We start from the raw sequence: 23799 nt of genomic DNA on the forward strand, positions 1-23799 counted from the left end.
CTGTGGGTCAAAAAGTAAATCCAGTCGGTTTGCGTATCGGAATCATCAAAGATTGGGAATCTAAGTGGTACGCAGGTAAAGACTTCGCTACTCTTTTACACGAAGACCTTAAAATTCGTGAGTACATCACGAAGCGTTTGAAGGATGCTTCTGTTTCTAAAGTTGAAATCGAACGTGCGGCAAACCGTGTGAATGTAACTGTTCATACTGCTAAGCCTGGTATGGTTATTGGTAAAGGCGGTACTGAAGTTGAAGCACTTCGTAAAGCATTAAATCAATTAACTGGCAAACGAGTTCACATCAACATCCTTGAAATCAAGAGAGCTGACGTTGATGCGAAATTAGTTGCTGAAAATATTGCTCGTCAATTAGAAAACCGTGTATCTTTCCGTCGTGCACAAAAGCAAGCAATTCAACGTGCTATGCGCGCTGGTTCAAAAGGTATCAAAACACAAGTATCTGGTCGTCTTGGCGGTGCAGATATCGCTCGTGCTGAACATTACAGCGAAGGAACTGTTCCACTTCATACACTTCGCGCTGATATCGACTATGCTACTGCTGAAGCCGATACTACTTATGGTAAGCTTGGCGTAAAAGTATGGATCTATAAGGGAGAAGTCCTTCCTACTAAGAAGAAATCTGTGGAAGGAGGCAAATAATATGTTATTGCCAAAACGCGTAAAATATCGCCGTCAACATCGTGGTAACATGCGTGGTAACGCAAAAGGCGGTACAGAAGTGACATTCGGTGAATTCGGCCTACAAGCTTTAGAAGCTTCATGGATTACGAACCGCCAAATCGAAGCAGCACGTATTGCGATGACACGTTACATGAAACGTGGCGGTAAAGTTTGGATTAAAATTTTCCCTCACAAGCCTTACACTGCTAAACCTCTAGAAGTACGGATGGGTTCCGGTAAAGGGGCACCTGAAGGCTGGGTAGCTGTTGTTAAGCCTGGAAAAATCATGTTCGAAATCGCTGGCGTTTCTGAAGAAATCGCTCGTGAAGCACTTCGACTTGCAATGCACAAACTTCCTGTTAAGTGTAAGTTTGTAAAACGAGAAGAAATTGGTGGTGAATCAAATGAAAGCTAATGAACTTCGTGACCTTACCACTGCTGAAATTGAACAAAAAGTAAAATCCTTAAAAGAAGAACTTTTCAACCTTCGCTTTCAATTGGCGACAGGACAACTTGAAAACACTGCTCGCATACGTGAAGTACGTAAAGCGATCGCTCGTATGAAAACAGTTGTTCGTGAAAGAGAAATCAACGTTAACAAGTGATTATTGAAGGGAGGTTCACACAATGAGTGAACGTAACCAACGTAAAGTTTACACAGGACGCGTTGTTTCTGACAAGATGGATAAAACCGTAACAGTTCTTGTTGAAACTCAAAAAAAGCATCCTTTATATGGTAAACGCGTTAAGTACTCTAAAAAGTATAAAGCTCATGATGAGCAAAACGAAGCAAAAATCGGCGATGTAGTTCGTATTATGGAAACTCGTCCGCTTTCAGCTACTAAGCGTTTCCGTTTAGTTGAAGTTGTAGAAAAAGCAGTTATTATTTAATTGTTCGGATTAAGCTTCATTCCGAAGGGAGGTTACACACATGATTCAACAAGAATCACGTTTAAAAGTTGCTGACAACTCTGGTGCACGTGAGGTACTAACGATTAAAGTTCTTGGTGGTTCAGGTCGCAAATTTGCTGGTATTGGTGATGTTATCGTTTGTACAGTAAAACAAGCAACACCAGGTGGCGTTGTTAAAAAAGGTGACGTTGTTAAAGCAGTTATCGTTCGTACAAAGAGCGGTGCTCGTCGTCCAGACGGTTCATACATTCGTTTTGATGAAAACGCATGTGTAATTATCAAAGATGATAAGAGCCCACGTGGAACTCGTATTTTCGGACCTGTTGCCCGTGAACTTCGCGACAACAACTTTATGAAGATTGTTTCTCTTGCTCCAGAAGTATTATAATTTTAAAATTAATTGCCTTTAAGGAGGTGCTTACTGATGCATGTAAAAAAAGGTGATAACGTCAGAGTTATTTCTGGCAAGGATAAAGGCAAAACAGGTGTGATCCTAGCTGCTTATCCTAAAGACAGCCGTGTACTAGTTGAAGGTGTAAACATTGTGAAAAAACACTCTAAACCTTCTCAAGTGAATCCACAAGGCGGAATTATCAGCTTTGAGGCTCCTATCCATGTATCAAACGTTATGCCTATCGATCCTAAAACTGGTAACCCAACTCGTGTAGGTTCCACAACGGTTGATGGCAAGAAAGTACGCGTAGCAAAATCCGGTGAAGTTTTAGATAAATAGTTTAAAATTTAGAAGGGAGGTACAATAAGTGAACCGCCTAAAAGAAAAATTTGTAAAAGAAGTTACTCCTGCTCTTATGAGCAAGTTCAACTATAAATCAGTTATGGAAGTTCCTAAACTTGAGAAAATCGTTGTGAATATGGGCGTTGGTGACGCAGTTGCAAACGCAAAGGCACTCGATAATGCAGTTGAAGAACTTTCAACTATCACAGGTCAAAAACCTGTCGTTACACGTGCGAAAAAATCTATCGCTGGCTTCCGTCTTCGTGAAGGTATGCCAATCGGTGCTAAGGTTACTCTTCGCGGTGAACGCATGTACGAATTCTTGGATAAATTAGTTTCCGTTTCATTACCTCGTGTACGTGACTTCCGTGGTATTTCTAAAAAAGCATTCGACGGTCGTGGTAACTACACTCTAGGTGTTAAAGAACAATTAATCTTCCCTGAAATTGATTACGATAAAGTAAGCAAAGTTCGTGGTATGGATATCGTTATCGTAACAACTGCAAAAACTGATGAAGAATCTCGTGAACTTTTAACTCAATTTGGAATGCCATTCCAAAAGTAATCCTTAAATAAGGGAGGCGAAAACGTGGCTAAAAAGTCAATGATTGCGAAACAACAACGCACGCCTAAATTCAAAGTACAAGAGTATACACGCTGCGAACGTTGTGGTCGTCCACACTCTGTATATCGTAAATTTAAGCTTTGCCGTATTTGTTTCCGTGAATTAGCATACAAAGGACAAATTCCTGGTGTCAAAAAAGCTAGCTGGTAAAACCCAAGTCTGGGAAGGAGGTAAAAATAATGGTCATGACAGATCCAATTGCTGATTTGCTTACTCGCATTCGTAATGCGAACATGGTGCGTCACGAAAAGTTAGAAGTGCCTGCTTCTAATATGAAAAAAGAAATTGCTGAAATTTTAAAGCGCGAAGGTTTCGTACGTGACGTCGAATTTATTGAAGACAACAAACAAGGTATCATCCGTATCTTCTTAAAATACGGTGCTAGTAACGAACGTGTTATTACTGGTCTTAAGCGCATAAGCAAGCCTGGACTTAGAGTTTACGCAAAATCAACTGAGGTACCACGTGTTCTTAACGGTCTTGGTATCGCATTAGTATCAACATCACAAGGTGTTATTACAGATAAAGAAGCTCGTGCAAAACAAATCGGCGGAGAAATTTTAGCTTACGTTTGGTAATTGAGCTTTTGAATGAATGGAGGTGCACTAAATGTCTCGCGTAGGAAAAAAACCAATTGTTATTCCAGCAGGAGTAACAGTAACTTTAAATAACAACACTGTTACAGTTAAAGGACCTAAAGGTGAACTTACTCGTACTTTCCACTCAGATATCACTATCAGTGTGGAAGAGAATCTTGTAACAATCACACGTCCTTCTGATGTGAAAGAACACCGCGCATTACATGGTACAACTCGTGCCGTTCTTGCGAACATGGTTGAAGGTGTATCTACTGGGTTCTCTAGAGGCCTAGAGTTAATCGGGGTTGGATATCGTGCTCAAAAGCAAGGTAACAAACTTGTATTAAACGTTGGATACTCTCATCCAGTTGAGATCGAAGCTGAAGAGGGACTTGAAATCGAAGTTCCTGCAAACACAAAAATCGTTATTAAAGGTACTGACAAAGAACGTGTTGGTGCATTAGCAGCGAATATTCGCGGAGTTCGTCCTCCAGAGCCGTATAAAGGCAAAGGAATTCGTTACGAAGGTGAATTTGTTCGTCGTAAAGAGGGTAAAACCGGTAAGTAATGCCGCATAGGTAAACGAAAGGAGTGACGTAAATGATTACGAAGCAAGATAAAAACGCTACTCGCAAGAAAAGACATGCTCGTGTTCGTGCGAAACTTAGCGGTACTTCTGCTCGTCCACGTCTAAATGTGTTTCGTTCTAACAAACATATTTATGCTCAAGTAATTGATGACATTAACGGAGTAACTTTAGCAAGTGCTTCTACTTTAGATAAAGACTTTGGTTTAGAATCTACAAACAACGTTGAAGCTGCGCAAAAGGTCGGAGAATTAGTCGCTAAACGTGCTGTAGAAAAAGGTATCACTTCTATTGTCTTTGACCGTGGCGGATACCTATACCATGGACGTATTCAAGCATTAGCTGATGCTGCCCGTGAAAACGGCTTACAATTCTAATAGACAAAGGAGGGACACAAAAAGATGCGTCGTATTGATCCAAACAAACTTGAACTAGAAGAACGCGTAGTCACGGTTAACCGTGTTGCGAAAGTTGTGAAAGGTGGACGTCGTTTCCGCTTTACAGCCCTTGTTGTTGTAGGCGATAAAAACGGCCACGTTGGTTTCGGTACTGGTAAAGCTCAAGAAGTACCTGATGCTATTCGTAAAGCCATCGAAGATGCAAAGAAAAACTTAGTCGAGGTACCAATGGTTGGAACGTCTATTCCACACCAAGTAATTGGACGCTTTGGTGCTGGTGAAATCCTTCTAAAACCTGCTTCTGAAGGTACAGGAGTTATCGCTGGTGGACCAGTTCGTGCCGTACTAGAATTAGGCGGAGTTGCTGACATTCTTTCTAAATCATTAGGAACTAACACTCCAATTAACATGGTACGTGCTACAATTGACGGTTTAAAACAATTAAAACGTGCTGAAGACGTAGCAAAACTACGTGGTAAATCAGTAGAAGAACTGTTAGGATACGGGGGGAAATAAAATGGCAAATAAACTATCAGTTACCCTCACTCGCAGTTTGATTGGCCGTCCAGGCGATCAACGTGAAACAGTTAAAGCTCTTGGATTACGTAAATTAAATCAAACAGTTGAGCACCCAGATAACGCTGCTATTCGCGGTATGATTACCAAAGTTGCTCACCTTGTTACAGTAAAAGAACAATAATTGATTGTTTTCTTTCATAAGGAGGTGCCAATATGAAACTTCATGAATTAAAACCTGCTGAAGGTTCTCGTAAAGAGCGCAAGCGTTTAGGTCGTGGTATCGGATCTGGTCAAGGTAAAACTGCTGGTAAAGGTCACAAAGGTCAAAATGCTCGTTCTGGTGGCGGTGTACGTCTAGGTTTTGAAGGTGGTCAAACACCTTTATACCGTCGTTTACCAAAACGTGGATTTACAAACATCAGCCGTAAGGAATATGCAATTGTAAATCTTGATACGTTAAATCGCTTTGTTGAAGGTACAGAAGTTACTCCAGAACTTCTTATCGAATCAGGCGTAGTAAGTAACGAAAAAGCAGGAATCAAGGTTCTTGCAAAAGGGACACTAGAGAAAAAGTTGACTGTAAAAGCTCACAAATTCTCCTCTGCTGCTAAGGAAGCTATCGAAGCTGCTGGTGGAAACACTGAGGTGATCTAATGTTCCAGACATTCTCCAATTTTATGCGCGTGGGTGAGATAAGACGTAAGATCATATTCACCCTTTTAATGTTAGTCGTATTCCGATTAGGTACATTTATCCCAGTACCCAATGTAAATGCTGATGTTCTAGCAAACCAAGATAAGCTCAGTGTTTTCGGTATATTAAATACTTTTGGCGGTGGAGCATTAAAACAATTCTCCATCTTTGCAATGGGTATCATGCCGTACATTACAGCCTCTATCATTATTCAACTCCTTCAAATGGATGTTGTACCGAAGTTTACAGAATGGTCTAAGCAAGGTGAATCAGGCCGTCGTAAGATTGCCCAATTTACTCGTTATTTTACAATCGTGCTTGGATTTATCCAGGCATTAGGAATGTCCTACGGTTTTAATAACTTAGCTAGCGGCCAGTTGATTGAAAATCCTGGAATTGGTACTTATTTATTGATTGCGGTTGTATTAACCGCTGGAACAGCATTTTTAATGTGGTTAGGGGAACAGATTACCGAAAAAGGTGTTGGTAATGGAATTTCTATTATCATCTTTGCCGGGATCGTGGCTGGTATGCCATCCACTATTAATCAAATTTATGTTCAACAATTTGAGAATGCTGGGGAAGCATTATTCTTACGTATTGTTACGGTAATTCTAATCGCACTTGCGGTTGTTGCTATCGTAGTTGGTGTTATCTTTATCCAACAGGCAAATCGTAAGATACCTATTCAATATGCAAAGCGCGTTGTTGCTGGACGTAATCCAGTTGGAGGACAATCTACTCACATGCCATTAAAAGTTAATGCTGCGGGTGTTATTCCTGTTATCTTTGCCGTTTCATTTATTGTAACGCCTAGAACAGTTGCGTCATTCTTCCCAACGAATGATGTAACTCTTTGGATTACTAAGGTCTTTGACTATTCTCATCCAATCGGGATGACTTTATATGCAGCATTAATTATCGCGTTCACTTATTTCTATGCTTTTATTCAAGTTAACCCTGAACAAGCAGCGGAGAACCTACAAAAGCAAAGCGGCTATATTCCTGGTATTCGACCAGGAAAGAGTACGCAAGAATACTTAACGCGTGTCTTATATCGTTTAACTTTTGTTGGTGCGATCTTCCTTGCTGTTATTGCGGTATTGCCAATGTTATTTATTTCAATAGCTAACCTTCCGCAATCAGCGCAAATTGGTGGAACAAGTTTGTTAATCGTTGTCGGTGTTGCACTTGATACGATGAAACAACTTGAAGCGCAACTAGTTAAACGTCATTATAAAGGATTTATTAAGTAATGGTTTTAGGGGCCATAGCTCCCTAAAACCCATTTATAGCACGAGGGGGGAACACGTGTGAATTTAGTATTAATGGGGCTACCAGGTGCCGGTAAAGGTACTCAAGCTGAAAGAATCGTCGAGCAATACGGCATCCCTCATATCTCTACTGGCGATATGTTCCGTGCAGCGATGAAAGAAGGAACAGAACTAGGTTTACAAGCGAAATCATTCATGGATAAAGGCGAACTTGTTCCTGATGAAGTAACAATCGGCATTGTTCGTGAGCGATTAAGCAAGGAAGATTGTCAAAAAGGATTCCTTTTAGATGGCTTCCCTAGAACTGTACCTCAAGCAGATGCGTTGGAAAATCTATTAGTTGATTTAAATAAAAAAATCAACTATGTAATTAATATTAATGTAGATAAAGAATTATTAATGGCCCGTTTGACTGGACGTCGTATCTGTAAAGAATGTGGATCTACGTATCATTTAGAGTTTAATCCTCCTAAACAAGAGGGTGTATGCGATCGCTGCGGCGGTGAGTTATACCAAAGAGCGGATGATAATGAAGAAACAGTTCAAAATCGTTTAGACGTAAATATTAAACAACAAGAACCATTATTAACTTTTTATGAAACTAAAGGATATCTTCGTACAATCGATGGACAGCAGGATATTAATAAGGTATTCGCTGATATCGAGCATTTACTTGGGGACTTACATTAATGACCGTAAGTAAATCCGTACGAACGGCTCTCGACCATCTCTTCATTTTGATTCAAAAATATGTGAAAGCATATCGCTTTTCTATTGTACGGAGTATGTAGGACCGAGAGTTGGGTAAGACTTACATGTGGAACTAATTTATTCCTAAATATGTAGTATTTACTTGCGGACAGAAGAAGAACAATATGTTACTATTATAAGGTTGCTATTTGTGTACGAATAAGAAGAGTTATATTGTTTTGTATTCACAATTTTTGAATTGAGAAGGGAGACGAGATCGATGGCCAAAGATGATGTAATTGAAATTGAAGGTAAAGTCATTGAAACATTGCCAAATGCAATGTTTAAGGTAGAATTAGAAAATGGTCATACCGTGCTAGCGCATGTTTCTGGTAAAATACGAATGCATTTCATTCGGATCCTTCCGGGTGACAAAGTGACTGTTGAGCTTTCTCCATATGACTTAACACGCGGAAGAATTACTTACCGCTTTAAATAATGCTTGCACTCCGTACTACTAAGGAGGTTAGGATAATAATGAAAGTAAGACCATCTGTTAAACCCATCTGCGAAAAGTGTAAAGTTATCCGTAGACGCGGCAAAGTTATGGTTATCTGTGAAAACCCTAAACATAAACAAAAACAAGGTTAATTTTGAAGGAGGTGCGCATTTTCTATGGCACGTATTGCTGGTGTAGATATTCCACGTGAAAAACGTGTAGTTATCTCTTTAACATACATTTATGGAATTGGTAAAAACACTGCACAAAAAGTATTAGCAGAAGCTGGTGTTTCTGAAGATACACGTGTACGTGATTTAACAGAAGACGAATTAAACAAAATCCGTGACATCATCGACAAGTTAAAAGTTGAAGGTGACCTTCGCCGTGAAATTTCTCTTAACATTAAGCGTTTAATGGAAATCGGCTGCTACCGCGGATTACGTCATCGTCGTGGTTTACCAGTTCGTGGACAAAATACGAAAAACAACGCTCGTACTCGCAAAGGTCCTCGTAAGACTGTAGCGAACAAGAAGAAGTAATCGGCAAAGGAGGTAATTTAAATGGCACGTAAAACAAATACACGTAAACGTCGTGTTAAAAAGAATATTGAATCTGGTATTGCTCATATTCGTTCAACTTTTAACAATACGATTGTAACTATTACTGATGTTCATGGTAATGCAATTTCATGGTCAAGTGCAGGTGCGCTTGGATTTAGAGGTTCTCGTAAATCTACACCATTTGCAGCACAAATGGCGGCTGAAACAGCAGCTAAGACTTCTATTGAACATGGGATGAAAACTCTTGAAGTTACTGTTAAAGGACCGGGTGCAGGACGTGAAGCTGCAATCCGTGCTCTTCAAGCTGCTGGTCTTGAAGTAACTGCTATCAAAGACGTTACACCTGTTCCTCATAATGGATGCCGTCCACCAAAACGTCGTCGTGTTTAATTTTTCTGTATAGATTTTGTATCATATGTCTATAATGGGATATGATATTAATTTTTTGCACTCTTACAGAAGATTTATTCCAGTTGTTGTGCACAAAACGGGAACATATACATGGGGACTTTAATTAGTTTACAAGCTAATTTGAAGTTTCGACGTTTTGAAGGAGGGTTATTTGATGATCGAAATAGAAAAACCAAAAATCGAAACGATTGAGATCAACGACGATGCCAAGTACGGCAAATTTATCGTAGAGCCACTTGAGCGTGGATATGGTACCACTTTGGGTAACTCCTTACGTCGTATCCTATTATCTTCACTCCCAGGTGCCGCGGTTACATCGATTCAAATCGATGGGGTACTTCATGAGTTCTCAACAATTGAAGGCGTCGTGGAGGATGTAACATCCATCATTTTAAACATTAAAAAACTAGCTTTAAAAATCTACTCTGATGAAGAGAAGACGCTAGAATTTGATGTGCAAGGTGAGGGACCTGTTTTAGCTGGCAATATCACTCATGATAGTGATGTTGAAGTGTTAAATCCAGATCTTCATATTGCAACTTTAGCGTCAAATGGTCATCTTCGCATGCGTTTAACGGCGAAACGTGGACGTGGTTACACTCCAGCTGTTCAAAACAAAAGAGAAGACCAGCCAATTGGTGTGATTCCAATTGATTCTATCTTTACACCAGTTTCACGTGTAATGTTCCACGTAGAAAATACACGTGTTGGTCAAATGTCCAATTTTGATAAATTGACACTTGATGTGTGGACAGATGGAAGCACTGGACCAAAAGAAGCAATAGCTCTTGGTTCGAAAATTTTGACTGAGCATTTGAATATTTTCGTTGGTTTAACTGATGAAGCTCAAAATGCTGAAATTATGATCGAAAAAGAAGAAGACCAAAAGGAAAAAGTTCTTGAAATGACTATTGAGGAACTCGATCTTTCTGTTCGTTCTTATAACTGCTTAAAACGTGCTGGAATCAACACTGTTCAGGAATTAGCAAATAAGACTGAAGAAGATATGATGAAAGTTCGTAACTTAGGCCGTAAATCACTTGAAGAAGTGAAGGCAAAACTAGAAGAGCTTGGATTAGGCTTACGTAAAGACGACTAGTCTTTCGTTAAGCAATTATTCCTACTTATGACTTCAACAAAGGAGGGAACCCTTCATGGCATACAGAAAGTTAGGACGCACAAGTGCACAGCGTAAAGCTATGCTACGTGATTTAACTACAGATTTAATTATCAACGAGCGCATTGAAACAACAGAAACTCGTGCGAAAGAAATTCGTGTGACTGTTGAAAAAATGATCACTTTAGGTAAACGCGGTGATTTACATGCTCGTCGTCAAGCTGCTTCATATGTACGTAACGAAGTTGCTGATGCTGAAAACAATACAAGTGCATTACAAAAACTTTTCGCTGATATCGCTCCACGTTATACTGAGCGTCAAGGTGGATATACTCGTATTATGAAAATTGGACCACGCCGCGGTGACGGTGCACCAATGGTTATTATCGAGTTAGTTTAATAGCTATCAACAGACAACAAGGGCGCTGGACAGTTTTGTAACAAACTTGTTCTTTGCCCTTTTTCTGTAAATGAACTCTATATCATGTTAGACCCAAGCCCAAAAGAGTGTTATGATGAGCGTAACTCCAATTAGTTGGAGAATTAAAAAGTTTAATTGTCCTCTTTTTGTGGACTGTTTTAAATAAGCTTTTTTCTGCCGCATCTATGGATGTGTGATTTGAATTACGACTCGTCTAGCTCATGCACCTCCTCCCATTTCTTTGATGAAATTCCTTTTTTGCAGTTAAGACGTAACTGCATAGGGACGAGGTGCAGGCTTTTTTTTATATGTAAAAACATCTGAGCAGAGAATAGTCTAGCTGAGAGGAGGCATATCCTGATGAAAAATCCAATTGTGACTCTTGATGGAATTTCTTTTCAATACGATACACAAGAACGCTATGCTCTGAATAATGTATCTTTTGATATATATGAGGGGGAATGGCTGGCGATCGTCGGTCATAATGGTTCTGGGAAGTCGACAATGGCCAAACTACTAAATGGGCTTCAATTTCCTCAATCAGGTGAACTACAGGTTTGTGGTATTAAACTTGATGAAGAATCAATATGGGATATCCGAAAAAAAATTGGGATGGTTTTTCAAAATCCTGATAATCAATTTGTCGGTACAACTGTACAGGATGATGTGGCTTTTGGTTTAGAAAATAATGGCATTCCTAGAGAGGAAATGGTCAAAAGAGTCGAGGATTCGTTAAAGAGGGTCAAGATGGATAAGTTTCTACATCAAGAGCCCCACCATCTATCTGGAGGCCAAAAGCAGCGTGTGGCAATAGCAGGTGTTCTTGCGCTAAGGCCGTCAATTATCATATTAGATGAGGCAACATCAATGCTTGATCCCAAAGGCCGGGAAGAGGTATTGGAGACGGTTCGTTTATTAAAAGAAGAGAAATCTTTAACTGTTATATCTATTACTCATGACTTAGATGAAGCAGCCAAAGCGGATCGGATTATTGTGATGAACAAAGGAGAAGTTTTTCGTGAAGGGACACCTGAAGAAATTTTCTCTATGGATGAACAATTAGTTCAACTGGGTTTGGATATTCCCTTTTCAGTAAAAATGGCGAAATCATTTCGGGACAAGGGTGTTCAACTATCGAGACATTATTTATCGGAAGAAGAGTTGGTGACAGAGCTATGGACATCTCGCTCAAACATGTAGATTATCGATATCAAGCAAATACTCCTTTTGAACGATTGGCCATTGCGGACGTTTCGATTGATATTCCGACAGGGGTGTATTTGGCTATAATTGGCCATACTGGCTCAGGAAAGTCCACCGTTCTCCAACATTTAAACGCACTTTTGCAGCCAACAAAAGGATCAGTTTCGATTGGTGATCAAGAAATTAAGGCTGGACTGAAAAATAAAAATTTGAAGAAGATCCGTCAAAAAGTTGGGATCGTTTTTCAATTCCCTGAACATCAATTGTTTGAAGAAACCGTTGAAAAGGATATTATGTTCGGGCCCATGAATTTTGACGTTTCTGAGAGTGATGCAAAGGAACGGGCACGGATTGCCTTACATCAAGTGGGCTTAGGCGAAGAAGTCCTTCAAAAATCCCCATTTGATCTCTCTGGGGGCCAAATGCGCCGCGTGGCTATTGCAGGTGTCCTCGCTATGGAACCTGATGTTATTGTCCTGGACGAGCCTACTGCAGGGTTAGACCCTAGAGGCCGTAAAGAGGTCATGGATATGTTTTACGATCTTCATAAAGAAAGAAAGCTTTCTACCATACTTGTCACACATAGTATGGAGGATGCTGCAAGATATGCAGACCAAATTGTCATAATGCAGCAAGGGAAGGTTGTTCAAAGAGGGACACCGGAAGAGATTTTCTCAGCACCGGGTGAACTTGTTGAAATGGGACTGGATGTACCCGAAGTGGTTCGTTTTCAACTGAAACTTGAGGACAAATTAGGGATTAAATTAGAGAAAATGTTCCTAACCATTGATGAACTGTCTGCTGCTGTCACTAAGGTGTTAAGTAGAGGTGTTCGCTTATGATGGATAAAATGATTTTTGGGCGCTATGTTCCGGCCGATTCGGTTCTTCATAAGATGGACCCTCGCTCTAAAATATTGATTATCTTTCTTTTTGTCTGTATTATTTTTCTGGCAAATAATGTGGTGACTTATGCACTTATTGGTATTTATACTTTTTTTATGCTCGGATTGTCGCGAGTCCCCGTGCGCTTTTTGTATGGCGGCTTGAAGCCGGTTATTTGGCTCGTCCTTTTTACATTTATTCTACAGTTGTTTTTTACTAAAGAAGGTGCCCTTTTATATGAACTAGGGCCAGTTAAGATTTATGAGGAAGGGTTAAGACAAGGGATTTTTATTTCGTTACGATTCTTCTTCCTAATTCTAATGACGTCTTTGTTGACACTGACAACCACTCCGATTGAAATTACGGATGGTTTGGAAACACTTTTACATCCTTTAAATAAGGTTCGTTTTCCTGTCCATGAGATGGCGTTAATGATGTCCATTTCACTGCGATTTATTCCCACGCTTATGCAGGAAACGGATAAAATTATGAAGGCGCAAATCGCCAGGGGCGTAGAGTTTGCGAGCGGACCGTTTAAGGAACGCATTAAAGCCGTCATTCCACTGCTAATCCCTTTGTTTGTCAGTTCATTTAAACGGGCAGAAGAATTAGCCGTCGCGATGGAAGCAAGGGGTTACCGAGGCGGAGAAGGCAGAACAAAGTATCGGGAGTTATCTTGGAAAAAAGCTGATTCCTTTCAGATGGTTCTTTTAGTTCTTGTAACGATCTTATTATTCTTATTACGTTCATAATGGAGCGAAGCTATGCCAAGGTATAAATGTATCATTTCTTATGATGGTTCTGGATTTTCAGGTTATCAGGTTCAGCCTAATAAGCGGACCGTTCAATCTGTTTTAGAAGCTGTATTAACAAAAATGCATAAGGGTGAACCGGTGAAGGTATTCGCTTCTGGACGAACGGATGCCGGCGTACATGCAAAAGGACAAGTCATTCATTTTGATTCGCCGCTCCATATTCCGGAAGAAAAGTGGGGAAGAGCGTTGAATTCAATGCTTCCAGGCGATATTTCTGTCCTTTCTGCTGTGACGGTCGACGATTCGTTTCATGCCCGCTTTGATGCTAAAGGGAAGGAATACCGCTATAAGCTCCATTTATCTTCAAATAGGGATCCTTTTTTGCGGAAATTTGCTTACCAATATCCATATCGTCTCGATTTGAATGCAATGGAACAGGCAAGTAATTTTTTCCTAGGTACACATGACTTTTCTAGCTTCTGTGCTGCGAAGACAGAAGTGGAAGACAAAGTGCGAACGATTAAAGCGATTGATTTTTCACGCGAGAATGAGATGTTAACCATCCGTTTTGTTGGAAATGGCTTTTTATATAATATGGTCCGTATTTTAGTAGGAACATTATTAGAAGTTGGATCTGGTGATCGAAGCCCAGAAGAGATCCCGAATATATTGGCTCAGAATGATCGGACTTTGTCTGGAAAAACAGCCCCTGGCCACGGTTTATACCTTTGGGAAGTATATTATGAGTAAATAATTTTTAATACAACACAACCTGGTGTAACATTTTCTTGACATATAGCCCTGAAGTATTTATTATATTATATGTGCGTGTTTTTAATCCCACGATAAAGCCCCGGAAAGTCTTCATCGTGATTGAAAATATATGAATACAAACTTAACCGCACAAGGGTAGTAGATGTTCATTCCCGGAACAGAATTGAACATTAATTGCTTTAAAAGTGCGAAGACAATAATCTTTTTGGATTTAAATTAGGAGGGAAACTCATGCGTACAACGTTTATGGCAAATGCCAACACTATCGAGCGTAAATGGTACGTAATTGATGCTGAGGGCAAAACTCTTGGACGTCTTGCTTCTGAAGTAGCATCAATTTTACGTGGTAAAAACAAACCAACTTTTACACCACATGTTGACACTGGTGATAATGTAATCATTCTTAACGCTTCTAAAGTAGAACTTACTGGTAAGAAATTAACTGACAAAATTTACTACCGTCACACAAATCACCCAGGTGGTTTAAAACAAAGAACTGCCCTAGAAATGCGTACTAACTATGCTGAGAAAATGATCGAGCTTGCTGTTAAAGGTATGCTTCCAAAGAATTCTCTTGGCCGTCAAATCATCAAAAAATTACACGTATATGCTGGCAGCGAACATCCGCACCAAGCACAACAACCTGAAGTTTACGAACTTCGCGGTTAATAAAGAGGGAGGGAATTAACTTGGCACAAGTTCAATATATCGGTACAGGTCGCCGTAAGAGTTCTGTCGCACGTGTGCGTTTAGTACCAGGCACAGGTAAAATTATTGTTAATGGTCGTGAAATCGAAGATTATATCCCATTTGAAGCATTACGTGTTGTTGTAAGACAACCATTAGTAGCTACTGAAACTGTTGGAAGCTACGATGTTCTTGTAAACGTAAGCGGTGGTGGATACACTGGTCAAGCTGGAGCAATCCGTCATGGTGTTGCTCGTGCATTATTACAAGCTGACCCTGAATTCCGCCCAACATTAAAACGCGCTGGATTATTAACTCGTGATCCACGTATGAAAGAACGTAAGAAATACGGTCTTAAAGGTGCTCGTCGTGCGCCTCAGTTCTCAAAACGTTAATTTTTACGTTTCAAAGACTCTCAACCGAATTGGTTGGGGGTCTTTTTTTGTATAGGAAATTATGGATTCTCGCAGCAGTTTGTTCTTTTAAATTTTTTTTTAATCGTTTTGTAGATTTTTGTAGGGTTTTGTTGTTTTACTTTTAAAATTATTTAAGTATTCAAAATTGGAAGCGGTAACAAGGGGGATGGACATGAAAAAATTTGGATTAGCTGCGCAAATTTTTATTGCACTTATTTTAGGTATAGTGGTTGGGGCTGCTACTTATGGGAACAACACAGCAATTGCCTACATTGCACCAATCGGTGATATTTTCATTCATTTAATTAAAATGATCGTTATGCCGATTGTAATAGCCGCACTTGTTGTTGCGGTGGCGGGTGTAGGTGATATAAAAAAATTAGGTAAGCTTGGCGGCAAGACGATACTTTATTTTGAAATCATTACAACGATTGCGCTGGGGATTGGATTGCTGGCTGCAAATGTGTTCCATCCAGGTTCTGGTGTAGATATGAGCCATCTGGCAAAAGGAGATATCTCAGCATACGAACAAACAGCAAGCGCTACACAAAACAAAGGCTTTGCGGAAACAATTGTTCACATCGTTCCAAAAAATGTGTTTGAATCAATGGCGCAAGGGGATCTATTGCCGATTATTTTCTTCAGTGTTCTATTCGGTCTAGGGGTTGCGGCAATCGGTGACAAAGGAAAGCCGGTGCTTCATTTCTTTGAAGGTGTATTAGAAGCAATGTTTTGGGTAACAAATCAAGTAATGAAGGCTGCTCCGTTCGGAGTATTCGCTCTTATTGCAGTGACGGTGGCCCATTTTGGAGTGAGCACATTGCTTCCGCTTGGAAAACTTGTATTGGCTGTGTATGTAACAGTATTGTTTTTCGCTATTGTGATTTTAGGTATAAACGCGAAAATGACAGGAACAAATATTTTTACACTTATTAAGATTTTAAAGGAAGAACTTATCATTTCTTTTACAACAGCGAGTTCTGAGGCAGTTCTCCCGAACATCATGAAAAAGATGGAGCAATTCGGTTGTCCTAAGGCGATTGTTTCTTTCGTCATTCCGACAGGATACACATTCAATCTGACAGGATCAGCTATTTATCAGGCCCTTGCTTCGCTGTTTGTTGCGCAAATGTATAACGTACACATGTCATTGATGGAGCAAATCACATTGTTATTTGTACTTATGATGACTTCAAAAGGTATGGCCGGGGTCCCAGGTGCATCGTTTGTCGTTGTACTGGCGACACTCGGATCTATGGGATTACCGTTAGAGGGAATTGCTTTGATTGCTGGAATCGATCGTATTTTAGATATGATTCGCTCAGCTGTAAACGTTTTAGGAAACTCATTGGCTGCCATCTCAATGGCGAAATGGGAGGGCGAATTTGATAAAGAAAAAGCTCAGGACTATTTGGATTCTGTTAAAGAAACAAAGGCTGCATAAAGGGATAGGAGGAGAAATGTAATGACAGTAACTGAAATAAAAGGAAATGTTCGGATTGAAAAGGATTTTTTAGGGGAAAAAGAGGTGCCTGTAAATGCCTATTACGGCATCCAAACATTGCGCGCTGTCGAGAACTTCCCTATTACAGGATATACAATTCATGAAGAACTAATTAAAGCTTTGGCCGTTGTCAAGAAAGCGGCGGCTCTTGCCAATATGGAAACAAAGCGCCTGTATGAAGGGGTGGGCAAAGCCATAATAGAGGCCGCTCAAGAAATCATCGACGGCAAGTGGCATGATCATTTCATTGTCGACCCGATTCAAGGCGGCGCAGGTACATCAATGAACATGAATGCGAATGAGGTCATTGCCAATCGTGCGCTTGAATTAATTGGGAAAGAAAGAGGAGACTACTTCCATATTAGTCCGAACAGCCATGTGAATATGGCTCAGTCTACGAATGATGCTTTTCCGACTGCGATTCACATCGCAACATTGAATATGTTAGAAAAATTATTAGACACAATGGAATCTATGCATGGCGTATTCGAGCAAAAAGCAAAGGAATTTGACCGGGTCATCAAAATGGGCCGTACTCATCTGCAGGATGCTGTACCGATTCGATTAGGTCAAGAGTTTGAAGCATACTCCCGCGTAATTGCCCGCGATATCAAGCGCATCAAACAATCACGCCAGCATTTATATGAGGTGAACATGGGCGCTACGGCAGTGGGAACGGGCTTGAACGCAGACCCTCGCTATATTGAGCGTGTAGTGGAGCATCTTGCCGATATTAGCGGCTTATCGCTCGTGGGTGCTGAGCACCTTGTGGATGCAACCCAAAACACAGATGTTTACACGGAAGTATCGGCAGCACTTAAAGTATGCATGATGAACATGTCCAAAATTGCCAATGATTTGAGATTGATGGCCTCCGGTCCTCGCGCGGGATTAGGCGAGATAACATTGCCTTCCCGTCAGCCTGGTTCTTCCATTATGCCGGGGAAAGTCAACCCTGTAATGGCTGAGGTCATTAATCAAGTGGCGTTTCAAGTTATTGGAAACGACCATACGATTTGTCTTGCATCTGAAGCAGGGCAGCTGGAACTGAATGTTATGGAGCCTGTTCTCGTATTTAATTTACTTCAATCCATCAGTATTATGAATAATGCATTTCGTGCATTTACAGACTATTGTTTAAAGGGAATTGAAGCAAATGAAGAAAGAATGAAGGAATATGTAGAAAAGAGTGCCGGGATTATTACGGCGGTAAATCCGCATATAGGCTATGAGGTTGCTGCACGTATAGCGAGAGAAGCGATTTTAACCGGTCAGCCGATTCGCGAATTATGCTTGAAATATGACGTATTATCAAAAGAAGAGCTTGATCTAATTTTAGACCCTTATGAAATGACTCACCCTGGTATCGCAGGTGCAGTTCTTTTAAATAGACAGTAAACTTGTACATGGCAAGCAAAGGAGGGCGGAGCGGCCCTTTTTTGTTTGACATAAGGGATAGAACTTCGAGGCTGCCTTATTTTTATTGAGAATCAATAGCAGAGGTTGATTGGAAAAGGAAGGGATTATATGTATAAATTCAAGGTTGGTCCGAATGGGGATGTGGAAACTGCCTTACAAGGTGCGGAATTAATGGCTATACCGTTGTTGAATAAGGGGGTTGCCTTCACGGAGGAGGAGAGACAGGAGCTGAATTTAACAGGATTATTGCCGCCGGCAGTACTAACGCTCGATGAGCAGGCACGCCGCGCTTATGAACAATTCTGCTCGCAGCCGAACGATTTGCATAAAAATGTTGCGTTATCGGCACTGCATGACCGAAACGAGGTATTGTTTTACCGGGTGCTGACGGACCATTTACCAGAAATGCTTCCAATCATATATACACCGACAGTCGGGTTAGCAATCCAGCGTTACAGCATCGAATACCGCCGGCCGCGCGGGGTGTATTTATCTATTAATGATGCAAGCGGCATTGAACAAGCATTTGAAAACTTCGGGGCGAGTGCGGAAGATATCGATTTAATCGTTATTACCGATGGGGAAGGCATTTTAGGGATCGGTGACTGGGGGGTTGGCGGTATTAATATCGCGATTGGTAAATTAGCTGTTTATACAGCCGCAGCAGGAATCGATCCCGCACGTGTCATGCCTGTAATCTTAGATGTGGGCACAGATCGTGAAGAGCTTCTGAACAACCCGTTCTACATCGGTAATTGCCATCCCCGTGTTCGGTATGGGCGGTATGATGAATTCATTGAGCAGTTTGTAAGTACGGTGGCGAGAATGTTTCCTAATGCTTTGCTGCATTGGGAGGATTTCAGTTCCCAAAATGCGCGAAGCATTTTAGAAACGTATCGAGATAAAGTGTGTACATTCAATGATGATATACAAGGAACAGGGGCCGTATCGCTTGCTGCTGTGCTGGCGGCAGTGCGCGCTTCCGGTATTCCGCTCAGTGGGCATCGTGTAGTCGTATTCGGGGCGGGTACAGCCGGTATTGGAATTGCTGATCAGGTTCGTGATGCCATGGTACGGGAGGGGCTTTCATGGGAATCGGCGAACCGAAGATTTTGGTGCATTGACCGGAATGGTTTACTGGCAGATGATATGGACGAATTGTACGACTTCCAGCGCCCATATGCGCGTCCTGCTGAGGAAAAAAATGCAGGATCAGGCTTAGCTGAAGTCGTTCATCAAGTACATCCAACTATTTTGATCGGAACTTCAACGGTTGCGGGGGCATTCACTGAGGATATTGTGAAAGACATGGCAGCGCACGTTGAAAGACCGGTAATATTACCTATGTCCAATCCGACTCCGCTTGCGGAAGCAAAGCCTGCTGATCTAATCCATTGGACAGAGGGAAGAGCACTCGTAGCAACAGGAAGTCCGTTTTCTCCTGTTACATATAACGGAACAGTATATGAAATCGGACAATCCAATAACGCTCTTATTTTCCCGGGGCTTGGACTTGGAACAAACGTCTCCCGTGCCAGTATCATCACTGACGGCATGTTTGCTGCAGCAGCAGAAGCTGTGGCGGGAATGATCGATGTAAGCAATCCAGGTGCGCCTTTACTTCCGCAGATTGAGAATCTTCGTGCCATTTCAGAAATTGTCGCGATAGAAGTGGCAAAGGCGGCTGTTGCCGATGGTGTGGCACGAATAAAACATGACGATATTAAGCAAGCAGTTCGAAATTCAATGTGGGAACCGGTGTATCGGCCTATAAAAGCGGCGAAAGAAACAGTTATGGTATAATGGGCGAAAATACAGCTTGTTTTGATAAACAAGCTGTATTTTCTTATATAACTAGTAGTGTATGGGGGTCAATTGTGTTTATAACTACAAGGCGGCGGTTTGTTAGTAGCAAAAATCAGGAAGTGGCAGATTTGAGAACGGATCAACTGCAAAGCAAAGATACCTGGATCGTTATTGCTCTTATGGTTATAGTACCAATCGCGGGTGAATTGAACTTTCATCCATTCGATAATGTATTTCGTGTCAGTTTCGGAACACCTATTTTCTTCTTTTCTTTATTGTTCTTTCGTAAAATTTCACCTGTAGTCATGGGGCTGCTAGTAGGAATGTCAGTATCGGCGTTCCGGGTTTTATTGGATTGGATGGCGTCGGCAGACTTTAGCCTGGCAGTATCTCTTACCGAACGTTATCCGACGTTTTTCTACTATTTTACATATGCCTTCCTGTTTTATTTGATGAGGGTGAATCGTTTTCAACATCCTTTGCTGATTGGATGTTTCGGTATTACAATTGAAATCACATCCAGTCTTATTGAACTAATGCTTTTTCATCTTTTTGTATTGGGAACGGCTGTGACGATAGGGGCATTGAATAAAATCATTATTATCGCAGTGTTTCGAAGCTTCTTTGTTTTGGCCTTCATCAATATGATGAAACTGTACGAACTACGACTGAAAGAATCGCAAACTCGGAGGGAGAATGAGAATATGCTCATGCACCTTTCCAATTTGTATGTAGAGTCTGTTTATTTGAAAAAGACGCTGCAAAATGCAGAAACCATCACAAAAGAATCCTACAATCTATATCGAAACATGATTGATTTTAAACAAGACCAAGGACTTCCCATTGAAAATTGGGGGAAAAAAGCTTTACGGATAGCCGGAGAGGTGCATGAAATAAAAAAGGATAACCAAAGAATCTTTGCGGGACTTTCAAAGCTCATATCAAGCGAAAGTCTGCCGGAATATATGAATGTACATGAATTAGCGTACATAATAGTTCGAATCAATCAGAAATATGCAGAGCTGTTAGGGAAGAAAATCAAATTTATTTCGCAGATTAGGGGAGAGCATCCAAATTATCACATTTACCTTATGCTGTCTTTTATCAACAATTTAGTCGCGAACGCAGTAGAAGCGATTGAAAATACAGGCACAATCACCATTTCAATAGATAAAGAGGATAATTGGCTCGAGTGTAAAGTGATTGACGACGGTCCGGGCGTTCCTTCTAAATATAAACATCTCATTTTTAAACCGGGGTTTACTTCTAGATATGGAGAAGATGGAACACCGTCCACGGGAATCGGTCTATCTTTTGTAAAAGAAATGTCAGAGGAATTGGGAGGAGAGGTAACACTCCAAACGAGTGGGAAAGGATGCATTTTCATTATCCGGCTGCCGATCCTCTGTCTTGCCGAGAAAGGGTGAGTTTATGTTTTTTTATATTACGGATGATGATGAAGTCTTTCGATCTATGCTGTCACAAATTATAGAGGATGAAGAATTGGGTGACGTTGTAGGAGAAGCGGATGATGGTTCATTACTAGATGCACATACACTGGCAATGAAGCATGTCGATATTTTATTCATTGATTTACTGATGCCGATCCGGGACGGAATTGAAACCATTCGTGGCATTGCGCAGTCATTTAAAGGGAAAATCATTATGATTTCCCAAGTAGAGTCTAAAGAACTGATCGGGGAGGCTTATTCACTTGGAATCGAATATTACATCACGAAGCCGCTGAACAGAAATGAAGTATTATCGGTTGTACAGAAGGTCATGGAACGCATTCGTTTGGAGCAGTCTATACAAGACATTCAAAAATCACTCAGCAATGTATTTGATTGGAATTCCGCCAAGGAACAAAAGTCTGCCTCCGAGGAAAAGAAAATTACAGATTGGGGGCAAGTTCTTTTATCCGAACTCGGCATAGCCGGTGAAAATGGAAGCAAGGACTTGCTGGAAATCATCGATTATTTATACCATTATGAGAAAAAACTAGCATTTGAGACGGGATTTCCTATTTTAAAGGATATCTTCACCCATATCAGCTTAAAAAAATTAGGAACGGCCGCTTCGCAAGATGAGGTTGACAGGGAGAGAAAAGCGTCCGAACAGCGTGTTCGCCGAGCAATTTACCAATCATTGAACCATTTGGCCTCGCTTGGCCTCGCTGATTTTGCGAATCAGAAATTTGAGAATTACGCGTCGAAGTTTTTTGATTTTACAACAGTGCGTCAACGAATGACGGAATTGAAACAAGCATCTTTAATTTCATCAACGCATACGCGGATTAATGCCAAGAAGTTTATTCAGGTGTTGTATTTTGAAGCAAAACAGCTGGTAGATGAGGGGTATTAGAATGTAAATAGGAACCTGGGATAGCAGCATGGTTCCAACTATTATTGGTACTTTCAAAGGCCCCCAACCATATTGGTTGGGGGTCTTTTTTTGCCTAACTTTGCTAGGAGTCTAAATACTTGAGTCTTTTTTTTAAATAGGCAGATCTATCACGAATGAATTGAAAAATCACTTCCGGTTCCCCATCAAATAATTCGATATCCTTCTTTTTAAACGGATCTTGCAGGATATGCGGCCGTAAAGCTTGATGCATAGAAGTAACTTTATTTTCTAAATAAGGAACTGTGAACTGAGTTTCTAAGATTTCTTCTAATATGTTTCTGTAAAGCGTGCGAAACTCAGGTACTTGCAGGAGAAGAATTGAAAGATGGTTGGTATTTCTACCTCCAATAGGAACATAATCGTACTTCATAATACCCCCGCTAATTTTCCGGCCCCAGGTGCCATCATAATCCCAAGGAATGAATTCAAACAACCCTGTTTGGCTGTTACGATAAAGGGCATAGTTATGGGTGAATCCATCATTATTCATGGTGCAAACCGCGCATGCCAGCCACTGTGCGTATTTATTTATGTCAATGAGTTTGAAAATGATCCGGGGGAAGTCGGAGAGTTGGATACTATTGACTTTTTCTACTAGTTCGATGAGGTATTTATAATCGGATTCATTCCCAAATGCTTTTTGGTAGCCTGAAGTAAGAGACTTCTTCTGTTTGCCCTTTTTGTACAGTGAAAAGTTGGCGCCATTACCTACAGCATATAAAATCGGCCCTAAAGGGAGTCCTCTTCTTCTCAAGAACATTTCATCCACGGATTCTAATTGTAGATACACCCCTTTTAAAGAGCCATTTCTTATTAAATTAACATGCTTACTTTCCGGCGATAAGACACCAATGTCTTGAAAAAAGTCGAGAGAAAGTTTGTTGCGGAGGAGTGAGGGATCTCTGTATTCTGCATTAAGGTGAATGACATGTGCATCCGAAACGGTTTTTGGTTCTATGAACTTGATCATATATGATTTTTTACGGAATTCCCGGGTATAGGAACCTCGGTAGCAAATATCAACATTATAGCGGGTATCACCCACCTGTAAACAGGCAGGAACAGGGTCATCGCTCCAAATATCATTCCTAAGATCTTTTAGATCCGCTTTTTTTATTTCTAAAAAATATGATGGAATTTGGTAGGGTATTTGTTCCATAAAAAACACATCCTTAATAAGCTTAATTCATCCTATTAAAGGCGTGTATAAAATGCTCAAGAAATTGCTCAATTCCTTGCAATT

34 protein-coding genes are annotated in these 23799 nt (G+C 40.7%); 33 read left to right on the forward strand and 1 reads right to left on the reverse strand.

Going from position 1 to position 23799, the window contains the following annotated elements:
* The first annotated feature begins 2 nt into the window (after positions 1-2).
* From rpsC to AC4QJR_RS00855, 33 genes are all read left to right on the forward strand, one after another.
* Entirely contained in the window at positions 3-659 is a 657-nt protein-coding gene (gene rpsC, locus AC4QJR_RS00695; protein ID WP_098573671.1) for a 30S ribosomal protein S3, read from the forward strand.
* 1 nt (position 660) lies between these two features.
* Positions 661-1095, forward strand: coding sequence for a 50S ribosomal protein L16 (gene rplP / locus AC4QJR_RS00700; protein ID WP_026565529.1), 435 nt, complete (start codon positions 661-663; stop codon positions 1093-1095).
* Positions 1085-1285: a 50S ribosomal protein L29 gene (rpmC, locus tag AC4QJR_RS00705; protein WP_026565530.1), complete on the forward strand. Its 201-nt coding sequence runs from the start codon at positions 1085-1087 to the stop codon at positions 1283-1285. The genes rplP and rpmC overlap by 11 nt, the downstream gene beginning before the upstream one ends.
* Before the next feature lie 22 nt (positions 1286-1307).
* Positions 1308-1571, forward strand: a complete 264-nt coding sequence (gene rpsQ, locus AC4QJR_RS00710; protein WP_088084990.1) for a 30S ribosomal protein S17 — start codon at positions 1308-1310, stop codon at positions 1569-1571.
* 40 nt (positions 1572-1611) lie between these two features.
* A complete protein-coding gene (gene rplN, locus AC4QJR_RS00715) occupies positions 1612-1980 on the forward strand; it encodes a 50S ribosomal protein L14 (protein ID WP_026565532.1) in 369 nt (122 codons plus the stop codon).
* Between the two features lie 36 nt (positions 1981-2016).
* The gene (gene rplX / locus AC4QJR_RS00720; protein ID WP_098573668.1) at positions 2017-2325 is read left to right on the forward strand and encodes a 50S ribosomal protein L24; all 309 of its coding nucleotides are present in this window, start codon (positions 2017-2019) and stop codon (positions 2323-2325) included.
* 28 nt (positions 2326-2353) lie between these two features.
* Positions 2354-2893, forward strand: coding sequence for a 50S ribosomal protein L5 (rplE, locus tag AC4QJR_RS00725; protein ID WP_026565534.1), 540 nt, complete (start codon positions 2354-2356; stop codon positions 2891-2893).
* Between the two features lie 24 nt (positions 2894-2917).
* Positions 2918-3103 (forward strand): 30S ribosomal protein S14, encoded by a 186-nt coding sequence (rpsN, locus tag AC4QJR_RS00730; protein ID WP_007085277.1) that lies wholly within the window; start codon positions 2918-2920, stop codon positions 3101-3103.
* Positions 3104-3132: 29 nt separating this feature from the next.
* Entirely contained in the window at positions 3133-3531 is a 399-nt protein-coding gene (rpsH, locus tag AC4QJR_RS00735; RefSeq protein ID WP_098573665.1) for a 30S ribosomal protein S8, read from the forward strand.
* A 31-nt stretch (positions 3532-3562) separates the two neighbouring features.
* Positions 3563-4099, forward strand: coding sequence for a 50S ribosomal protein L6 (rplF, locus tag AC4QJR_RS00740; RefSeq protein ID WP_098573663.1), 537 nt, complete (start codon positions 3563-3565; stop codon positions 4097-4099).
* A 32-nt stretch (positions 4100-4131) separates the two neighbouring features.
* On the forward strand, positions 4132-4494 hold the full coding sequence (gene rplR, locus AC4QJR_RS00745) for a 50S ribosomal protein L18 (protein WP_098573661.1): 363 nt from the start codon (positions 4132-4134) through the stop codon (positions 4492-4494).
* 24 nt (positions 4495-4518) lie between these two features.
* Entirely contained in the window at positions 4519-5031 is a 513-nt protein-coding gene (gene rpsE, locus AC4QJR_RS00750) for a 30S ribosomal protein S5 (protein ID WP_098573658.1), read from the forward strand.
* A 1-nt stretch (position 5032) separates the two neighbouring features.
* Positions 5033-5215 carry a 50S ribosomal protein L30 gene (gene rpmD, locus AC4QJR_RS00755; protein WP_026565539.1) on the forward strand — a complete coding sequence of 61 codons (183 nt, stop codon included), beginning with the start codon at positions 5033-5035 and terminating at the stop codon, positions 5213-5215.
* Positions 5216-5247: 32 nt separating this feature from the next.
* On the forward strand, positions 5248-5688 hold the full coding sequence (gene rplO, locus AC4QJR_RS00760; RefSeq protein WP_098573656.1) for a 50S ribosomal protein L15: 441 nt from the start codon (positions 5248-5250) through the stop codon (positions 5686-5688).
* Positions 5688-6983, forward strand: a complete 1296-nt coding sequence (gene secY, locus AC4QJR_RS00765; RefSeq protein WP_098573654.1) for a preprotein translocase subunit SecY — start codon at positions 5688-5690, stop codon at positions 6981-6983. The genes rplO and secY overlap by 1 nt, the downstream gene beginning before the upstream one ends.
* A 57-nt stretch (positions 6984-7040) precedes the next feature.
* Entirely contained in the window at positions 7041-7691 is a 651-nt protein-coding gene (locus AC4QJR_RS00770; RefSeq protein ID WP_098573651.1) for an adenylate kinase, read from the forward strand.
* 280 nt (positions 7692-7971) lie between these two features.
* Positions 7972-8190, forward strand: coding sequence for a translation initiation factor IF-1 (gene infA / locus AC4QJR_RS00775; protein ID WP_007085268.1), 219 nt, complete (start codon positions 7972-7974; stop codon positions 8188-8190).
* Between the two features lie 38 nt (positions 8191-8228).
* Positions 8229-8342, forward strand: coding sequence for a 50S ribosomal protein L36 (gene rpmJ / locus AC4QJR_RS00780; RefSeq protein ID WP_000868344.1), 114 nt, complete (start codon positions 8229-8231; stop codon positions 8340-8342).
* Between the two features lie 24 nt (positions 8343-8366).
* Positions 8367-8732 carry a 30S ribosomal protein S13 gene (rpsM, locus tag AC4QJR_RS00785; RefSeq protein WP_026565543.1) on the forward strand — a complete coding sequence of 122 codons (366 nt, stop codon included), beginning with the start codon at positions 8367-8369 and terminating at the stop codon, positions 8730-8732.
* Between the two features lie 21 nt (positions 8733-8753).
* On the forward strand, positions 8754-9143 hold the full coding sequence (rpsK, locus tag AC4QJR_RS00790) for a 30S ribosomal protein S11 (protein ID WP_024027886.1): 390 nt from the start codon (positions 8754-8756) through the stop codon (positions 9141-9143).
* A gap of 175 nt (positions 9144-9318) precedes the next feature.
* Entirely contained in the window at positions 9319-10263 is a 945-nt protein-coding gene (locus AC4QJR_RS00795) for a DNA-directed RNA polymerase subunit alpha (RefSeq protein WP_098573648.1), read from the forward strand.
* Between the two features lie 55 nt (positions 10264-10318).
* Positions 10319-10681: a 50S ribosomal protein L17 gene (gene rplQ, locus AC4QJR_RS00800; RefSeq protein WP_098573645.1), complete on the forward strand. Its 363-nt coding sequence runs from the start codon at positions 10319-10321 to the stop codon at positions 10679-10681.
* Between the two features lie 381 nt (positions 10682-11062).
* Positions 11063-11902 (forward strand): energy-coupling factor ABC transporter ATP-binding protein, encoded by an 840-nt coding sequence (locus AC4QJR_RS00805; RefSeq protein ID WP_251462608.1) that lies wholly within the window; start codon positions 11063-11065, stop codon positions 11900-11902.
* The gene (locus tag AC4QJR_RS00810) at positions 11878-12747 is read left to right on the forward strand and encodes an energy-coupling factor ABC transporter ATP-binding protein (RefSeq protein WP_496524977.1); all 870 of its coding nucleotides are present in this window, start codon (positions 11878-11880) and stop codon (positions 12745-12747) included. Before AC4QJR_RS00805 ends, AC4QJR_RS00810 begins: the two co-directional genes overlap by 25 nt.
* Positions 12744-13541, forward strand: a complete 798-nt coding sequence (locus AC4QJR_RS00815) for an energy-coupling factor transporter transmembrane component T family protein (protein WP_251462613.1) — start codon at positions 12744-12746, stop codon at positions 13539-13541. The genes AC4QJR_RS00810 and AC4QJR_RS00815 overlap by 4 nt, the downstream gene beginning before the upstream one ends.
* 12 nt (positions 13542-13553) lie before the next feature.
* Positions 13554-14294 (forward strand): tRNA pseudouridine(38-40) synthase TruA, encoded by a 741-nt coding sequence (gene truA, locus AC4QJR_RS00820; RefSeq protein WP_496524978.1) that lies wholly within the window; start codon positions 13554-13556, stop codon positions 14292-14294.
* A 255-nt stretch (positions 14295-14549) separates the two neighbouring features.
* Positions 14550-14987, forward strand: coding sequence for a 50S ribosomal protein L13 (gene rplM / locus AC4QJR_RS00825; protein WP_098573631.1), 438 nt, complete (start codon positions 14550-14552; stop codon positions 14985-14987).
* A gap of 20 nt (positions 14988-15007) precedes the next feature.
* Complete coding sequence (rpsI, locus tag AC4QJR_RS00830; RefSeq protein WP_026565721.1) at positions 15008-15400, forward strand: 30S ribosomal protein S9; 393 nt, start codon at positions 15008-15010, stop codon at positions 15398-15400.
* 193 nt (positions 15401-15593) lie between these two features.
* Positions 15594-16865 (forward strand): cation:dicarboxylate symporter family transporter, encoded by a 1272-nt coding sequence (locus AC4QJR_RS00835; protein WP_098573628.1) that lies wholly within the window; start codon positions 15594-15596, stop codon positions 16863-16865.
* 21 nt (positions 16866-16886) lie between these two features.
* Positions 16887-18323, forward strand: coding sequence for an aspartate ammonia-lyase (gene aspA, locus AC4QJR_RS00840; protein WP_496524979.1), 1437 nt, complete (start codon positions 16887-16889; stop codon positions 18321-18323).
* 129 nt (positions 18324-18452) lie between these two features.
* Positions 18453-20147, forward strand: coding sequence for an NAD-dependent malic enzyme (locus tag AC4QJR_RS00845; RefSeq protein ID WP_496524980.1), 1695 nt, complete (start codon positions 18453-18455; stop codon positions 20145-20147).
* 131 nt (positions 20148-20278) lie between these two features.
* Positions 20279-21577, forward strand: coding sequence for an ATP-binding protein (locus tag AC4QJR_RS00850; protein ID WP_496526588.1), 1299 nt, complete (start codon positions 20279-20281; stop codon positions 21575-21577).
* Positions 21578-21581: 4 nt separating this feature from the next.
* Complete coding sequence (locus tag AC4QJR_RS00855) at positions 21582-22514, forward strand: response regulator (RefSeq protein WP_098573619.1); 933 nt, start codon at positions 21582-21584, stop codon at positions 22512-22514.
* Between the two features lie 103 nt (positions 22515-22617).
* On the opposite strand, the gene AC4QJR_RS00860 is transcribed toward AC4QJR_RS00855, so the two are convergent.
* The gene (locus AC4QJR_RS00860; RefSeq protein ID WP_496524981.1) at positions 22618-23715 is read right to left on the reverse strand and encodes a CotH kinase family protein; all 1098 of its coding nucleotides are present in this window, start codon (positions 23713-23715) and stop codon (positions 22618-22620) included.
* Between the last annotated feature and the right edge of the window lie 84 nt (positions 23716-23799).

This window comes from Neobacillus sp. BP17 (genome assembly GCF_059579525.1).

Excerpts from the sequence above, each read along its gene's own strand:
- rpsK (WP_024027886.1), top strand. The coding sequence starts at position 8,754 with ATGGCACGTAAAACAAATACACGTAAACGTCGTGTTAAAAAGAATATT.
- secY (WP_098573654.1), top strand. The coding sequence starts at position 5,688 with ATGTTCCAGACATTCTCCAATTTTATGCGCGTGGGTGAGATAAGACGT.
- AC4QJR_RS00810 (WP_496524977.1), top strand. The coding sequence starts at position 11,878 with ATGGACATCTCGCTCAAACATGTAGATTATCGATATCAAGCAAATACT.
- rpsQ (WP_088084990.1), top strand. The coding sequence starts at position 1,308 with ATGAGTGAACGTAACCAACGTAAAGTTTACACAGGACGCGTTGTTTCT.
- rplN (WP_026565532.1), top strand. The coding sequence starts at position 1,612 with ATGATTCAACAAGAATCACGTTTAAAAGTTGCTGACAACTCTGGTGCA.
- AC4QJR_RS00795 (WP_098573648.1), top strand. The coding sequence starts at position 9,319 with ATGATCGAAATAGAAAAACCAAAAATCGAAACGATTGAGATCAACGAC.
- AC4QJR_RS00835 (WP_098573628.1), top strand. The coding sequence starts at position 15,594 with ATGAAAAAATTTGGATTAGCTGCGCAAATTTTTATTGCACTTATTTTA.
- rplP (WP_026565529.1), top strand. The coding sequence starts at position 661 with ATGTTATTGCCAAAACGCGTAAAATATCGCCGTCAACATCGTGGTAAC.
- rplO (WP_098573656.1), top strand. The coding sequence starts at position 5,248 with ATGAAACTTCATGAATTAAAACCTGCTGAAGGTTCTCGTAAAGAGCGC.
- rpsH (WP_098573665.1), top strand. The coding sequence starts at position 3,133 with ATGGTCATGACAGATCCAATTGCTGATTTGCTTACTCGCATTCGTAAT.
- rplR (WP_098573661.1), top strand. The coding sequence starts at position 4,132 with ATGATTACGAAGCAAGATAAAAACGCTACTCGCAAGAAAAGACATGCT.
- AC4QJR_RS00805 (WP_251462608.1), top strand. The coding sequence starts at position 11,063 with ATGAAAAATCCAATTGTGACTCTTGATGGAATTTCTTTTCAATACGAT.
- AC4QJR_RS00860 (WP_496524981.1), bottom strand. The coding sequence starts at position 23,715 with ATGGAACAAATACCCTACCAAATTCCATCATATTTTTTAGAAATAAAA.
- rpmJ (WP_000868344.1), top strand. The coding sequence starts at position 8,229 with ATGAAAGTAAGACCATCTGTTAAACCCATCTGCGAAAAGTGTAAAGTT.
- rpsM (WP_026565543.1), top strand. The coding sequence starts at position 8,367 with ATGGCACGTATTGCTGGTGTAGATATTCCACGTGAAAAACGTGTAGTT.
- AC4QJR_RS00855 (WP_098573619.1), top strand. The coding sequence starts at position 21,582 with ATGTTTTTTTATATTACGGATGATGATGAAGTCTTTCGATCTATGCTG.
- rplX (WP_098573668.1), top strand. The coding sequence starts at position 2,017 with ATGCATGTAAAAAAAGGTGATAACGTCAGAGTTATTTCTGGCAAGGAT.
- AC4QJR_RS00845 (WP_496524980.1), top strand. The coding sequence starts at position 18,453 with ATGTATAAATTCAAGGTTGGTCCGAATGGGGATGTGGAAACTGCCTTA.
- AC4QJR_RS00815 (WP_251462613.1), top strand. The coding sequence starts at position 12,744 with ATGATGGATAAAATGATTTTTGGGCGCTATGTTCCGGCCGATTCGGTT.
- rpsE (WP_098573658.1), top strand. The coding sequence starts at position 4,519 with ATGCGTCGTATTGATCCAAACAAACTTGAACTAGAAGAACGCGTAGTC.
- rplM (WP_098573631.1), top strand. The coding sequence starts at position 14,550 with ATGCGTACAACGTTTATGGCAAATGCCAACACTATCGAGCGTAAATGG.
- aspA (WP_496524979.1), top strand. The coding sequence starts at position 16,887 with ATGACAGTAACTGAAATAAAAGGAAATGTTCGGATTGAAAAGGATTTT.
- infA (WP_007085268.1), top strand. The coding sequence starts at position 7,972 with ATGGCCAAAGATGATGTAATTGAAATTGAAGGTAAAGTCATTGAAACA.
- rplQ (WP_098573645.1), top strand. The coding sequence starts at position 10,319 with ATGGCATACAGAAAGTTAGGACGCACAAGTGCACAGCGTAAAGCTATG.
- rplF (WP_098573663.1), top strand. The coding sequence starts at position 3,563 with ATGTCTCGCGTAGGAAAAAAACCAATTGTTATTCCAGCAGGAGTAACA.
- truA (WP_496524978.1), top strand. The coding sequence starts at position 13,554 with ATGCCAAGGTATAAATGTATCATTTCTTATGATGGTTCTGGATTTTCA.
- rpmD (WP_026565539.1), top strand. The coding sequence starts at position 5,033 with ATGGCAAATAAACTATCAGTTACCCTCACTCGCAGTTTGATTGGCCGT.
- rpmC (WP_026565530.1), top strand. The coding sequence starts at position 1,085 with ATGAAAGCTAATGAACTTCGTGACCTTACCACTGCTGAAATTGAACAA.